Below are 13,857 nucleotides of genomic sequence, written 5' to 3'. Positions count from 1 at the left end.
ATGGAAAGGTCGGGACGGTATGAACAGAAATCAGGCCAACAGCTTGGGGAAGCTTGTTCTTGGTGCAGCAATCGGTTTTGCAGTTTCAGCTGGCAGCGCTTATGCCGCGCAGATTTCCAATAATGATAGCGGCCCTCAGACGATTGTCGTTACGGAAGGCGCTGCCAAGCGCGAAATGATTGTCGCGCCCGGTGAAACTGTTGAATTTTGCGCCTCGGGCTGCTTCGTAACGTTTCCGAACGGGGACCGCGAAGCGTTGACCGGCGATGAAACGATCACGATCAGTGGTGGCAAAGCCACGTTGAAATAGTTTTCCCATTGCGGAATGTGAAAAGCCGAGGTGTTGCCTCGGCTTTTTTGTATGGAAAGTGTCTCGGTCAGCTGCGAGGCTTGAGGTTTTCCGGGTCGTAGAGAGGTTTGTAACCTATCGAAAGCACTTCAACCGGATAAGTCTCACCGAAATATTCCACATTCAGCTTGCGACCTTCCTGACAATAGGCCCATGGCAGGTACGCGAGCGCGATGTTCTTGCCAATCGTCGGGCCATAGGCGACTGAGGTCGTGAAAGACCGGCGGCCAAGTTCGTCGATGAGTGTTTCTCCGGTACTTGGATCCTGTACTGGCATGATGCCGACAGGATACCTGGCCACACCTTTCGAATCGACATTGTCGGTTATGGCTAGCGTGCAGAGCATGGCAGGCTGATGCTCGCGGGCGCGATATTCCACATGCTTTGCCTTGCCGCGGAAATCCGCCTCCTTGACCTTCGGGCGAGCAAGATCGGCTTCGAGAAGGTTATACTCGGTCAGCAGATCGGCATTCTGCAGGCGTAAGCTCTTTTCCATGCGACGCGTGTTGGCATAGGTCTCGACGCCTACCGCAATTACGCCGGTGGAGCGAAGCGCATCCCAGACGGCAAGGCCGTCTTCGTAACGCATATGCAATTCCCAACCCTGTTCACCGACATAGGAAATGCGGAACGCGGTAACATCCTTGCCCGCAATCCGGATTGGCTTGATGGCAGCGAAGGGGAAGTTTTCCGCATCAAGACCTTCAGGGCTCTCAACGACCTTCTTCAGATTCTCGCGCGCATTCGGACCCCAGATGCCGATGGTGACGTATTTTTCCGTCACATCGGTGATCGTAACGTTAAAGCCCTTATCTTCGGCCACGCGACGCATATAGTGGAAGTCGCGAGGTCCGGCATCGGCACCATTGATCATACGGATGCGGTCTGCCATGCGGATTACCGTGAAGTCGGCCCGCACCATGCCTTCGTCGTCGAGGAAGTGGGTATAGATGCCCTTGCCGATATTGGCATCGCCGCCGATTTTAGCTGCACAGAGCCACTCCATCAGCTCGACATGGTCGGGGCCTTCAATGTCGTACATGGCGAAGTGCGAGAGATTGATGATGCCGCAATTCTCGGTCAGTTCGAGGTGTTCGGCATTGGAGACGCGCCAGAAGTGGCGGTTATCCCATTCGTTTTCGCGCACTGGTACGCGATCACCATACTTTTCGAGAAGGTGTTCATTGGCGGCATAGCCGTGCGCGCGCTCCCAGCCGCCAAGCTCCATGAAATGGCCACCGAGTTCGACTTCGCGTTCATAGAATGGTGAGCGGCGGATATTGCGGCCCTTGGAGAAGGGTTCACGCGGATGAACCGCCGGATTGTACACCTTCATCGCCGTTTCCGTGCAGCGATCCCAGATGAACTGCTCGGTCATCTGATGCGGGTAGAAACGGGAATAGTCGACGGCGTGATGATCAATGGACGTGCGACCGTCGGTCATCCAGTCGGCAATGAGCTTGCCCATGCCGGGACCGTCCTTGACCCAGATAGCAACTGCATACCATAGGCCGCGCACCTTCTGGCTTTCGCCCATGGATGGGCCGCCATCAGTCGTGACCTGCAGGAAACCGTTGAAGGAGTGGCTTTCATTATAGCCAAGCTCGCCCAGAATGGGCGTCAGCTCGATGGCGCGCTCAAGCGGTTCGAGAATCTGGTCCATCTCAAGATCGCGCTGTGATGGCGAGAGACGTGCTTCATGCTTTTCCAGAAGGTCACGCGGATGGCACAAGCGCGGGTTCTTTTCCTCGTAATAGCCCCATTCGATCTGGCCGCCTTCGGCAGTTTTCGGATCGCCGGTGTCGCGCATATAGGCGGAGTTACCCTGATCGCGCATGAGTGGCCAGCCGATTTCCTTGCCGGTGCCTTCAAACTCGTTATAGGGACCGAAGAATGTTAGCGGATGGTCAATTGGCATGACTGGCAGGTCTTCACCAACCATTTCGGCAATCAGACGTCCCCAAAGGCCAGCGCAGATGATGACATAGTCAGCTTCGATGGTGCCGCGATGCGTGACGACACCCTTGATGCGTCCGTTTTCGACGATTAGCGACTGGGCCGGTGTGTTGGCGAAGCTTTGTAGCTTGCCTGCAGCTTCAGCCTGATCAATCAGCTTGCCGGCGACGGTCTGCGAGCGCGGAATGACCAGACCGGCATCGGGGTCCCACAGGCCGCCTTGAACAAGGCTTTCCTCGATGAGCGGGAATTTTTCCTTGATCTCTGACGGTTCCATCAGGCGAGCGCGAGTGCCGAAAGCTTTACCTGATGCGACCTTGCGCTTGATTTCGTCCATGCGGGCATCGTCACCGACGCGCGCTACCTCGATGCCACCGACGCGGGCGTAATGCCCCATCTTTTCATAGAAATCGATGGAGTAGAGCGTTGTCCAGCACGACAGGAAGTCATGGCTGGTCGCATAGCAGAAGTCCGATGCATGGGCAGTAGAGCCGATGTCGGTCGGGATACCCGATTTGTCGATGCCGACGATATCGTCCCAGCCGCGCTCGATCAGATGGTGTGCCACCGAGGCGCCGACGATACCGCCAAGCCCGACGATCACAACTTTTGCCTTCTTAGGAAACTCTGCCATTTTATGCGTCCCTAGAGCATTTCCAGCAAAAGTGCGTAGCGGTTTTGCGTCGGATAATGCGTGAAAAAGATGGATAGAGCGGTTCCAACGACTCCGTATTACCTGAAACCGCTCTCGTTGGTATTTGACAAAACCATAGTCGTTGGCTGGGCGCGACATTTGCCTTTATACGACATATTCGCAGCGTCAGACGACTGCATCGCAGCTTCTGGAAATCCCGGAAGGTTGAGCATCGGCTGTCCTGTTCGCGACATATCCAACAATCCTGCATCCACAGATGGTCGGTCTGTAGAACTGATTCCGGAAAAGCCTGTATGGTTTTGATTTTATTCTGAAAGCTGACAGTAGTGGAGCTGCTCCATTCAAGATGCAGCTCTATCTTTCTTTAGTGTCGTGCTTAAGCGGCGATGAGCATTTTGCGCTCGGCCCGTTCCTGTTGCGGCGAGCGTCCGTATAATTCCCGATAGCATTTGGAAAAATGCGACGCCGAAACAAAGCCACACGCGACTGCGACCTCGACCACAGGCATGGACGATTGCAACAACAGATGCCGCGCGCGATCGAGGCGAATTTCCAGATAATAGCGCGCCGGAGACCGGCCCATCTCCTGTCGGAAAAGACGCTCCACCTGACGCCGCGAAAGACCAATCGTATGGGCTACATTGATCAATGCCTGCGGCTCTGAAAGATTGGCTTCCATCATCTCGATGATGGTCAATACCTTGGAGTTCTGAATGCCGAGCCGGGCACGCAGCGGCAGGCGCTGGCGATCCTGCGGGCTGCGGACACGGTCGGTCAGTGCCTGTTCACAGATCTTGTTGACCAGATTGGCGTCGAAATCATCTCCAATCAGCTTCAGCATCATATCGAGAGAGGCGGTTCCGCCCGCGCAGGTGTAAAGGTTACCATCGACCTCGAACAGATCGGCATAGACCTCGGCCTTGGGAAAGGCTTCCGAGAAACCGGGGAGATTTTCCCAGTGAATGGCACAGCGTTTGCCAGATAGAAGCCCGGCCGCGGCCAGTATATGGGCGCCGGTACAAAGTCCACCGACTGCCACGCCGCGATTATATTCCTCACGCAGCCACGCAAAGACCGACTTGTTTCTGAATTCTTCCACGTAGACGCCGGAACAGACGAACACCATCGAGGGGCGTTGCTCGCGCTGCAGGAAACGTCGCTCGTCTTCCAGCGATGCATTGACGGCGCATTCCACACCGTTGGATGCGGTCACCGGTTTTCCATCAACCGATGTCAGTCGCCATCTATAGGCATCATAACCCAGCATCCGATTTGCAATGCGCAATGGCTCAATGGCCGTTGCGAATGCAATCATCGAAAAGTTTGGAACCAGGAAAAAGACAATAGACCGCTTAACCGATGAAGCTTGGATCATGCCCGATCGTTCCCATTCTCGAAAGGCTCTGGCTGCGGTTCCCGACGCAGTTGAAGCCTTGTGTCTCCGTCACGACTCCGGGTCTTTTGGGCCCGGTTTTCTCCGGTCGCTTTCAGACCGGCAACCTTGCTGCGTTGGCCCGGTTTCACAGGGGGAGGGCGATGGCGCAAACAAGATAGTGTTCTATTGAGACACAGAACGGGTAGGTTGCAAAGTGCGGCTAAATGCCTGCCGCGAAAAGGTATTTTAATGTCGGGAAATTGAGGGCGGATCGCATGATCGCCCTCAATTGGCTTTACTGCCCACGCTTGAACTCTGCTGTGTTTTTGGCGATGCCCGGCAGACGATCATCCACGTTTGGCCAGCCGATATCGTGCAATATGTGTTCAGGTAGCGATTCCAGCACACGACGGCTGCGCTTCACCCGACGTTCGTACGACCAGGCTTCGATCCGTTTTTGCACTTCGGAGTAAAATGCCAGAAACCATAACTGTGCGTTCGCAACGGATGACGTTGATGTAAAGCGCACGACTGATGCCCGGCCGTTGGGAGCGGATTGGCATTGAACGGTCATTTTCTCTCTCCTCATTCAGGAAGTTCGGTTGATACGCTCGCTGCAGCTCTGCTTGTTCGTGTCCTCAATGTGCATTCTGCTTGACGTTCAATCAAACGAAATATAGAAAGGCTTAAGATCAGAAAATTTGAACAAAGAGCGGAAAAACGGAGTCCGTCATGACAGCGCCCGTTCAACATCCCCTTCCGATGCTCGATATCGATGTGCTGCGCACATTTGTGGCAATTGCCGATACGGGAAGTTTCTCCTCTGCTGCGAACGCGGTGTTCCGCACGCCCTCTGCCGTTTCGATGCAGATCAAGAAGTTAGAGGAACAGATTGGTGTTGCAGTTTTCGATCGGGACGCACGCTCGGTTACGCTGACCAGCGATGGCGAGATTCTGCTCGGATATGCGCGTCGTCTTCTGGCTCTCAATCGAGAGGCAGTCTCGAAATTTGTTGCGCCCACAGTGACTGGAGTGGTTCGGCTAGGGTCGCCGGATGATATCGGCGAATGCGTATTGCCGCTCGTCTTGAAGCGTTTTGCCGAAAGCCATCCGGGCGTAACAGTGGATGTCGTGATCGACCAGAGTAGCAATCTGCGCAAGCGGCTCGATGAGCGGCGACTCGATGTTACGCTGATCAACATGTCCCATACGATACTAAACAAAGGCGATGTGGAAGTTCTGCTGGATGAGGAACTCGTCTGGGCGGGTGCCAAGTGTGGTACGGCTTATCGTCGGGAGCCTCTGCCTCTTTCGATTTGGGAAGAAGGATGTGCCTGGCGCGGCAATGCGCTTGAAGCGCTTGAGACTAGCGGCCGTCCTTACCGCATTGCCTATATGAGCTCGCATTCGACAGGACAGCGGGCTGCGATCATGGCTGATCTTGCCATTGCGCCATTTGGTAAAACGCTATTGAGCGATGGAATTGTCGCTCTGGGGCCGGAACATGGTTTGCCCGCTCTGGGACGTTATCAGCTGGGTATAATTGTGAAGCCGGAAGCCGGGCCGCACATTCAGGTCGTTGCTGACCATCTGCGGAATGTTTTCGAAGGTTATCGCCGTTCCGGCCGGTTTGAGACTTTTCGTTCCAGCTGATGACAGATCACAGTTTATTGGGACGGGAACTAATGCATTCTCTTGCCAGCGAAAAACGCTGCGCTAGATTTCTTTTGTGACAGCCGAGTGAATCGGCTTCACCGCCAGATGCCGGGCAGGGGCTTCGTATGTGGCGGGAGGCATAACTGGTTTGAATAGACTTGGAACTCTATGCACCTACCCCTGAAAGGGGAGGATTGCACATCCCATTGGAGAGACTGTCATGAAGCTGACCCGACTTGTCCCAGTTGCTATCGTTCTCTGCGCATTCACGCTTGCGTCCTGTGCAAATACTGTTCGCGGCGTTGGCCGCGACGTAAAAGGCACCGCTCATGCGGTTCAGGAAACAGTAGAATAAGAGAATAAATGGCCCGGGTTTCCCGGGCCTTTCCTTTATGGAACCAGAAAATAGCTGACGGTTATGTGCTTGTCTGGTCGGGTTTTATATTCAATTTCGGTGGTAGTGATACCGTCATGAGGTATTGTGATGTTCGCATTTTGCAACAAAGCAGCAATGCGTTCATTGGGTTCAGCGCCACCGAACCACATGACGAGTACAGGTGGTGTCAGATGAGCTCTGGCATCAGGCGTTTCTGGATGAACCACGCGCAACGACGAATCAAATAGTCTGAAATTGCCCGGTATCTGTGCATTGTCCGTCAGGATCGTCTTGAACGGGCCTTTCGCCTGCACTTCCTCGTAGAAATGACGATAATCGAGCTGGCCGTAAGGCGGAGAGCTGGAGCCATAGGTCAGGTAATAGCTCAACACTGGCGGGACGATAAGCGCTACGACAGCGCTCACGACAGCGAAGTCGATCAAGGCCCTGTTTCCGGTCCTGTAACGAGCAAAAAGGCTCGCCATCAGTGCCGGAGTGAGGAACAGAACGGGCTGCAGCCAGCGATCTTTCACGTTGTTTGCGCCGGTGGCGATAACGCCAACGAGAACAATAACCAGTCCGACTAGGATCAAGAGCCGCAGGAATTTTTCGCCGGTGGTCAGCGGAACGGAGGGGGCGGTTTTCTTCTGCCAGTGAATGAGTGCGATGATACCCGCGATTGCCAGGGCAAGGATCGAGAACAGAAAGGCTGCTTCTATCAAGCTTTCGACGCCCATCAGCCGGTCGAAGAAGACATTGCCGGAAGCGCCGATTTCAAACTTGCTCGCGCGCGCCATGACGCTGGATTTGTGTGCGAACATCCAGAGCGCAGTTGGTCCGAAGCAGATGGCGAATGCCAGAATCGTAACGAAACTCAGCTTGGAGAGCAGTATCCGGCGGTATTCGGGAATGAGAAGTCCTGTCATGATCAGCATGATCAGGAAGAATGAGGCATTGAATTTGCCGAGGATAGCTGCAGCCATCGCGATGCCTAATGCGGCGGCAGAGATGACACTGCGCCTGCGCATATGCCAGGCAAAGGCCAGGAAGGCCCAGCCACAACCGGCGGTGCCTGCAACTGAATGGGTCAGGGCGCGTTGTGATTCCCACCCGATTTGCGGGATGAGAAACAGACCAAGCATACCGGCTGACGCGACGATGCGCGAAAAACCGAGCAGTCTCATAGCGCCGTAAACGCTTAGGAACAGGCTTGCAAGAATGCTGAATTTCACGATCTGGAGTGTGAGCATCGATGTGCCCAGCACCGATGCAACCAGATTGGTAATCCAGGTATAGAGAGGGGGTTGTGATCCGCCATACCCCCAGTCCAGGTAGCCGATATTGGCCAGCTGCTCGGCGTCATCAAGGCCTGCGCCGTTGGAAACAACGGTGACAAGAATGGTTTGGAACGCGAAATAGCACAGCACAAAAATTACAGCCAAAGGCAGGCCGAAAAGTTTCTTATCGGCAGTGGAAACAGCGGTGGCTGGTCGTTGTGCAGTCAAATTAATTGCCCTGAATAAAAATCACCTGTGTAGCAGGCTTCATTGGAAGCGCTCTGCATTTCACAGGAATATGTCCGGATTTCAATCGAACAGCTCTAAATGTTTTGTAACAAAGGCGTGTAATTGTGCATTCCCTTGTGATCAAGGGCAACGGGCCAGTTTCAGGCAACTATTTGTAGGCTGAAATGGCAAAAACCGCGCTGCCAGAGGTGCACGGTTTTGCCAATTACGCATGGCATCTCCGCCGAACAATACACTGGCGGGATATACTGAGCTCCGGTACGCAGTACCAGATCCGGAGCGTTGAGCCGGGTGAACCCGTCTCGTGCTCCTTTCTAGCCCAACATCGTTACCGTACGGTTATCAGAGACTTAAGCAAATCTAAACAATGCGATTTTTTTGCGTGGGCAATTGTTTACTTTGCTCCAGATTTGGAGCGCAGGTAGTTGATGATGCCTGAGAAGTCTTCGGCGCCATGGCCTTCACCATCAAAAAGACTGTAAAGTTCCTGTGCATGTGCACCGAGCGGTGTTTCAGCGCCAGCGCTTTGCGCGGCTTCCTGCGAGAGCTTGAGGTCTTTCAGCATCAAAGCTGCCGCAAAACCGGGTTTATAGTCGCGGTTTGCAGGTGATGTTGGAACCGGTCCCGGAACCGGACAATAGGTTGTCAGTGACCAGCATTGCCCCGATGATGTTGACGCCACATCGAAGAGCGCTTGGTGGGACAGGCCCAGTTTCTCAGCCAGAACAAAGGCCTCGCTGACACCGATCATCGAGATGCCGAGGATCATGTTGTTGCAGATTTTCGCCGCTTGTCCTGCGCCGTCACCACCGCAATGCACGATCTTTCCAGCCATTGGCTGCAGGATCGGCTCCCCGCGTGTGAATGCGTCGTCGCTACCGCCAGCCATGAAAGTCAATGTCCCTGCGGAAGCGCCACCGGTGCCGCCGGAAACAGGCGCATCAATGGAAAGATGTCCGTGGCTTGCGGCCAGCTCATGTGCCTTGCGTGCTGAATCTACATCGATTGTCGAGCAGTCGATGAAAAGTGAGTCTTTTCGAGCATTTGGTGCAATGTCCTCATAGACGGAGAGAACGTGCTTTCCGGCGGGCAGCATGGTGATCACCACGTCAACGTCGGCAACCGCATCCTGCGCGCTCGAGGCTATCGAGAGACCATTGGCCTTTGCCTCATCGAGATGTCGCGGCAGGAGGTCGAAGCCGCGAACGGTGTGACCGGCTTTCACGAGGTTGGCGGCCATCGGGCCACCCATATTGCCAAGGCCGATAAATGCTATTGTGGCCATAAAAAATTCCTCCCTTGGCGGTTACTAATTCAGAACTAGCGTCCGATCATCTGGCGTGCGATGATCACGCGCATGATCTCGTTCGTACCTTCGAGGATCTGGTGTACGCGCAGATCGCGGACAAGCTTTTCGATCCCGTATTCATGCAGATAGCCGTAGCCGCCGAAGAGCTGCAGCGCTTCGTTCGCCACATTGAAACCCGTGTCAGTGACAAAGCGCTTGGCCATTGCCGACCATTTGCCCGCATCGTGGGTTTTGCGATCAAGCTTGCTGGCAGCGGAGTAAAGAAGAAGGCGTGACGCGGAGAGTTCCGTCTCCATGTCCGCCAGGCGGAATTGCAGCGCTTGAAAACGGTCAATTGTCTGACCGAAGGCTTTGCGCTGGCTGCAATATTCCAGTGACTTGTCGAGCGCCGATTGCGCGCCGCCGAGCGAACAGGCAGCAATATTGAGCCGACCGCCGTCAAGCCCGGCCATCGCTATGCGAAACCCTGTTCCTTCTTCACCGAGAAGGTTTTCAGCCGGGACGCGACAATTGTCGAAAATGACGGTTCTTGTCGGTTGTGCGTTCCAGCCCATCTTGAATTCATTTGCACCAAACGAAAGGCCGGGTGCATCTTTTGGCACAACGATGGTGGAAATCCCCTTGGGGCCGTCCTCGCCGGTACGCACCATCGTCACATAGACATCCGTGGCGCCTGCACCGGAAATGAACTGCTTGGAACCGTTGAGGATATAATGATCGCCATCGCGTGTAGCGCGTGTTCTGAGCGCCGCCGCATCCGAACCCGATCCGGGCTCGGTCAGGCAGTAGCTGGCAAGCCATTCCATTGACGTGAGCTTTGGCAGAAAGCGCAGGCGCTGTTCGTCATTGCCGAAAGTGTCGATCATCCATGCGGCCATGTTGTGGATGGAGACGAAAGCCGAGAATGAAGGGCATGCAGTTGCCAGTGCTTCAAAAATGAGAACTGCGTCGAGTCGCTTCAGCTCCGAGCCGCCCACATCTTCACGCACATAAATGCCGCCCATGCCGAGCGGTCCAGTCTCTTGCAATACGTCGACGGGGAAATGCTTGTCGCGGTCCCATTGCAATGCATGCGGGGCAACGCGATCACTGGCGAAGGCTCGCGCCATGTCCTGAATGGCAAGCTGATCTTCGTTCAGTTCGTACTGGTTCTGGTCGGCAGCATCCATGGTTTCCTCCCTGTAGCACCGCACCTTTTCACCGGACTAGATCATAACCGTGTGAGACTGCCAACGCTCCATTGGAATAATGTTGCTCACATTTGTAATAAACTGATGCGCATTTTTGCATAGACGCTCGCCGATTGAGGTCCCGTTGCCAGAAAGTTCAGTTTAAGCTACGCAGCAGTCCATGGCACGCGCAATCATGTTTCAGGGAACGGGTTCGGACGTCGGCAAAAGTGTTCTTGTTGCCGGACTATGCCGGGTTGCGCGCAATCGCGGCCTGAATGTTCGACCGTTTAAGCCGCAAAACATGTCCAACAATGCGGCAGTCAGCGACGATGGTGGCGAAATTGGTCGGGCGCAGTGGTTGCAGGCGCTGGCTTGCGGTGTGCCGTCGTCTGTCCATATGAATCCGGTACTCCTCAAACCGCAGACTGACATGGGTAGTCAGGTTATCGTCCAGGGACAAGTGCGAGGCGAGGCGCGCGGGCGCTATTATCAGGAATTGAAGCCGCAGCTTATGGCGGCTGTCATGGAATCTTTCGCCAAGGTCAGCGAAGGCGCGGACCTTGTGCTGGTGGAAGGGGCAGGGTCGCCAGCTGAAATCAATCTGCGGGCCGGTGATATCGCCAATATGGGGTTTGCCACACAGGCCGATGTCCCGGTTGTTCTGGTCGGTGACATAGACAGAGGTGGCGTGATTGCGTCTCTCGTTGGCACGCACACTATTCTGTCCGAACAGGACCGCGCCATGGTTCGCGGATTTCTGATCAACAAGTTCCGGGGCGATATTTCGCTTTTTGATGACGGGCTGGCTGCCATTACCCGGTTTACCGGCTGGCGCTCTTTTGGCGTTGTTCCGTGGCTGAAAGCGGTATCACGATTGCCAGCTGAAGATTCTGTCGTTCTTGAACGTGCCGTTCGCGGAGACAAGAAGTCGCTCGTGGTTGCTGTGCCGATGTTGCCGCGCATTGCCAACTTCGATGATCTTGATCCGCTAAAGGCTGAACCGGATGTAGAAGTGGTCATGGTGCCGCCTGGTTCGAGCATTCCCGGCGATGCGGGCCTTGTCGTTCTGCCGGGGACAAAGTCCACGATAGCCGATATGCAGGCGGTTCGGGACAATGGCTGGGATCGCCAATTATCTGCCCACGTGAAACGAGGCGGTCATGTGCTTGGTATCTGCGGCGGGTTCCAGATGCTTGGTCACCACATCAGCGACCCTGCTGGTATCGAGGGGCATGTACGCGACATTGATGGTCTTGGGCTGCTCGATATCGAAACGGTGATGGAACCTGAAAAAGTGGTCCGCAACGTGCAGGCGACCGCGCTTCTCCATAATGTGCCGCTGGAAGGCTATGAAATCCATATCGGCCGCACGACTGGACCGGATATGGGGCGGCCTTTCGCTCGAATTGGCGAGCATGACGACGGAGCCATATCACCAGATGGGCGCATCATGGGGACCTATCTCCACGGTGTTTTCAATGCGGATGAATTTCGCCGGAGATTTCTGCAGAATCTTGGTGTGCAGAGCAGTTCAGTGAACTATCGCGCCGGCGTTGAAGCTGCATTGGATGAACTGGCCGAAGGGCTGGAAGCATGTCTCGATATCGATGCACTGTTTAATTTGAAATGAGGTCGTCAATCATCGGTCGCGATTGACGACGATGGGGCGAAAGCCTAGTGTCGAAACCATGCAACAGGTTTTTGCCGGGACGAATCCCGGCAATACCAAAAAGGGAATGCGACGGACGGACCCAATCCGGGCGTCTTTATCGCAGCCGACCCCGCGACTGTAGAGCGGAGAGGGATGAGGCAAACCGGGCAACCGGTAACCACTGGAGGCTGCAAAGCTTCTGGGAAGGTAGCTTCAATCCCCGCGACCCGTGAGCCAGGAGACCTGCCTGCTGCGTGAGGGCATTGAGCCCGAGCCCCATGGGAGGTTTTTCCCTGCTGCCTGCACGGAGGTTGTCATGGCTGCACGTACTCAAAATTCTGTTTCCAGCACACTCGCAATGCCGCTCGCTGCCCGTCTGGGCACGGCTGTGGTTTCACTGCTTCTCGGCGCGTTCCTGATCTACGGCGTAGGGCTTGCTCATTCCGATACGCTGCACGATTCAGCGCACGATACGCGTCATTCCTATGGTTTTCCCTGCCACTGAGCAGTTTTACATCTTTCGGAATTGAAGCTGAGCAAAGCTCGATGGTGGACGGCCATCGGCGCGAAATTGCTATTGAGGGACAGAAATGTTGATCCGTTATTTGTTGGCGACGCTTGCTGCCGGGCTTCTGGCCGGGCTGCTGGTTACTCCCGCCATGTATTTGAAGACAGTGCCTTTGATCCTGCAGGCCGAAACCTATGAAGATGCTGGCGGTGGCCATAGTCACGGCGAGGCGGAAGCCACACCGCATGATCATGGTGCCGCTGCCGAAAGTGCCGAGGAAGAAGGGGCTGAACTACCATTTGGGCGGTTGGGCAATACGATCCTTGCCAATCTCGTAGCAGGTGCAGGTTTTGCCTTGCTGCTCGGTGGCGTGGCCTTGCTTCTTGGGCGCCGCATTACGGTGCAGAATGGGATTTATTGGGGCGTTGCCGGTTTCTTTGCGGTCGCGTTTCTGCCTGCATTGGGTTTATCGCCGGAATTACCGGCAATGCCTGCGGCTGATCTGGCTGAACGTCAGCTCTGGTGGCTCGCTACCGTGGTGCTGAGCGGTTTAGGCCTCTATCTCATCGTGTTGCGCCAGGAAATCTGGGCAAAGACCCTCGGTCTGGTGCTGATCGTGGCGCCGCATCTTTATGGTGCTCCGCATCCCGAAGACATCTCGTCACCGATTCCATCACTGCTTGCTTCGCAATATGCGGTCGCATCGCTGGCGACGAACCTGTTCATGTGGGCCGTGATCGGCCTCGCACTTGGCTGGTTCATCCAGCACTACGCATCGTCCGAGATTGAGGGCTGATGAAAATGGCTTCGCCGGGAAAATCGGTTCTGGTTCTTGGCGGAGCCCGTTCGGGTAAGTCGTCCTATGCCGAGAAAATGGTTGAATCCTCGGGACTTCAGCCACTCTATCTGGCAACAGGACGTGCCTTCGACAAGGAAATGGAAAACCGCATTGCCATTCATCGCGACCGACGTGGTTCCGAATGGCAGACGGTGGAGGAGCCACTCGATCTGGTCGGTGCACTGACATTGAATGCTGCTGCGGATCGGTTCGTGCTGGTCGATTGTTTGACCCTGTGGCTGACCAATCTGATGATGGCCGAGCGCGATATAACGACAGAGACGGCAAGTCTTGTCGCCATGCTGCCGAATCTTGCCGGGCCTGTGGTTTTTGTTTCGAGCGAAGTTGGACTTGGGATCGTGCCTGAAAATCGCATGGCACGGGAATTTCGCGATCATGCAGGCTTTCTGCATCAGGCAGTGGCCGCGATTGCGGATGAAGTTTATTTCATGGCGGCAGGGTTGCCGCTCAGGATGAAGGGATAAA

Annotated in this window: 13 protein-coding genes and 1 riboswitch; of the genes, 7 read left to right on the top strand and 6 right to left on the bottom strand. The window is 55.1% G+C overall.

Going from position 1 to position 13,857, the window contains the following annotated elements:
- The first annotated feature begins 19 nt into the window (after positions 1–19).
- Positions 20–310 (top strand): hypothetical protein, encoded by a 291-nt coding sequence (locus tag OHI65_RS17155; protein WP_125300139.1) that lies wholly within the window; start codon positions 20–22, stop codon positions 308–310.
- A gap of 67 nt (positions 311–377) precedes the next feature.
- On the opposite strand, the gene OHI65_RS17150 is transcribed toward OHI65_RS17155, so the two are convergent.
- The 3 genes from OHI65_RS17150 to OHI65_RS17140 all read right to left on the bottom strand — a co-directional run bounded on the left by OHI65_RS17150 (position 378) and on the right by OHI65_RS17140 (position 4,909).
- The gene (locus OHI65_RS17150; protein WP_125300140.1) at positions 378–2,939 is read right to left on the bottom strand and encodes a GcvT family protein; all 2,562 of its coding nucleotides are present in this window, start codon (positions 2,937–2,939) and stop codon (positions 378–380) included.
- A 397-nt stretch (positions 2,940–3,336) separates the two neighbouring features.
- Positions 3,337–4,335 (bottom strand): GlxA family transcriptional regulator, encoded by a 999-nt coding sequence (locus OHI65_RS17145; RefSeq protein ID WP_012091847.1) that lies wholly within the window; start codon positions 4,333–4,335, stop codon positions 3,337–3,339.
- A gap of 295 nt (positions 4,336–4,630) precedes the next feature.
- Positions 4,631–4,909: a DUF1127 domain-containing protein gene (locus OHI65_RS17140; RefSeq protein WP_012091848.1), complete on the bottom strand. Its 279-nt coding sequence runs from the start codon at positions 4,907–4,909 to the stop codon at positions 4,631–4,633.
- 158 nt (positions 4,910–5,067) lie between these two features.
- Between OHI65_RS17140 and OHI65_RS17135 the strand changes: the two genes are divergently transcribed.
- Both OHI65_RS17135 and OHI65_RS17130 read left to right on the top strand, forming a co-directional pair.
- Positions 5,068–5,988: a LysR family transcriptional regulator gene (locus OHI65_RS17135; RefSeq protein ID WP_012091849.1), complete on the top strand. Its 921-nt coding sequence runs from the start codon at positions 5,068–5,070 to the stop codon at positions 5,986–5,988.
- Between the two features lie 223 nt (positions 5,989–6,211).
- Positions 6,212–6,346, top strand: a complete 135-nt coding sequence (locus tag OHI65_RS17130; protein ID WP_012091850.1) for an entericidin A/B family lipoprotein — start codon at positions 6,212–6,214, stop codon at positions 6,344–6,346.
- Positions 6,347–6,381: 35 nt separating this feature from the next.
- Here OHI65_RS17130 and OHI65_RS17125 read toward each other — a convergent pair whose 3' ends face one another.
- The 3 genes from OHI65_RS17125 to OHI65_RS17115 form a co-directional block, all read right to left on the bottom strand.
- Positions 6,382–7,872, bottom strand: coding sequence for an ArnT family glycosyltransferase (locus OHI65_RS17125; protein ID WP_235824395.1), 1,491 nt, complete (start codon positions 7,870–7,872; stop codon positions 6,382–6,384).
- A 415-nt stretch (positions 7,873–8,287) separates the two neighbouring features.
- Positions 8,288–9,178, bottom strand: a complete 891-nt coding sequence (mmsB, locus tag OHI65_RS17120; protein ID WP_125300142.1) for a 3-hydroxyisobutyrate dehydrogenase — start codon at positions 9,176–9,178, stop codon at positions 8,288–8,290.
- A 35-nt stretch (positions 9,179–9,213) separates the two neighbouring features.
- The gene (locus tag OHI65_RS17115) at positions 9,214–10,371 is read right to left on the bottom strand and encodes an isobutyryl-CoA dehydrogenase (RefSeq protein ID WP_012091853.1); all 1,158 of its coding nucleotides are present in this window, start codon (positions 10,369–10,371) and stop codon (positions 9,214–9,216) included.
- A gap of 181 nt (positions 10,372–10,552) precedes the next feature.
- Here OHI65_RS17115 and OHI65_RS17110 point away from each other — a divergent pair, with 181 nt between their 5' ends.
- The 4 genes from OHI65_RS17110 (at position 10,553) to cobU (ending at position 13,856) form a co-directional block, all read left to right on the top strand.
- Positions 10,553–12,004 carry a cobyric acid synthase gene (locus OHI65_RS17110; RefSeq protein WP_125300143.1) on the top strand — a complete coding sequence of 484 codons (1,452 nt, stop codon included), beginning with the start codon at positions 10,553–10,555 and terminating at the stop codon, positions 12,002–12,004.
- A 48-nt stretch (positions 12,005–12,052) separates the two neighbouring features.
- A riboswitch (cobalamin riboswitch) is annotated at positions 12,053–12,291 on the top strand.
- Positions 12,292–12,341: 50 nt separating this feature from the next.
- Complete coding sequence (locus tag OHI65_RS17105) at positions 12,342–12,530, top strand: CbtB domain-containing protein (RefSeq protein WP_006467114.1); 189 nt, start codon at positions 12,342–12,344, stop codon at positions 12,528–12,530.
- An 85-nt stretch (positions 12,531–12,615) separates the two neighbouring features.
- Positions 12,616–13,329, top strand: a complete 714-nt coding sequence (locus tag OHI65_RS17100) for a CbtA family protein (protein WP_125300144.1) — start codon at positions 12,616–12,618, stop codon at positions 13,327–13,329.
- A 5-nt stretch (positions 13,330–13,334) separates the two neighbouring features.
- Entirely contained in the window at positions 13,335–13,856 is a 522-nt protein-coding gene (gene cobU / locus OHI65_RS17095; protein ID WP_125300383.1) for a bifunctional adenosylcobinamide kinase/adenosylcobinamide-phosphate guanylyltransferase, read from the top strand.
- Position 13,857: the final 1 nt, after the last annotated feature.

The organism is Brucella sp. MAB-22, assembly GCF_025908475.1.
GTDB lineage: Bacteria > Pseudomonadota > Alphaproteobacteria > Rhizobiales > Rhizobiaceae > Brucella > Brucella anthropi.
This window is presented reverse-complemented; position numbering and strand designations above follow the sequence as displayed.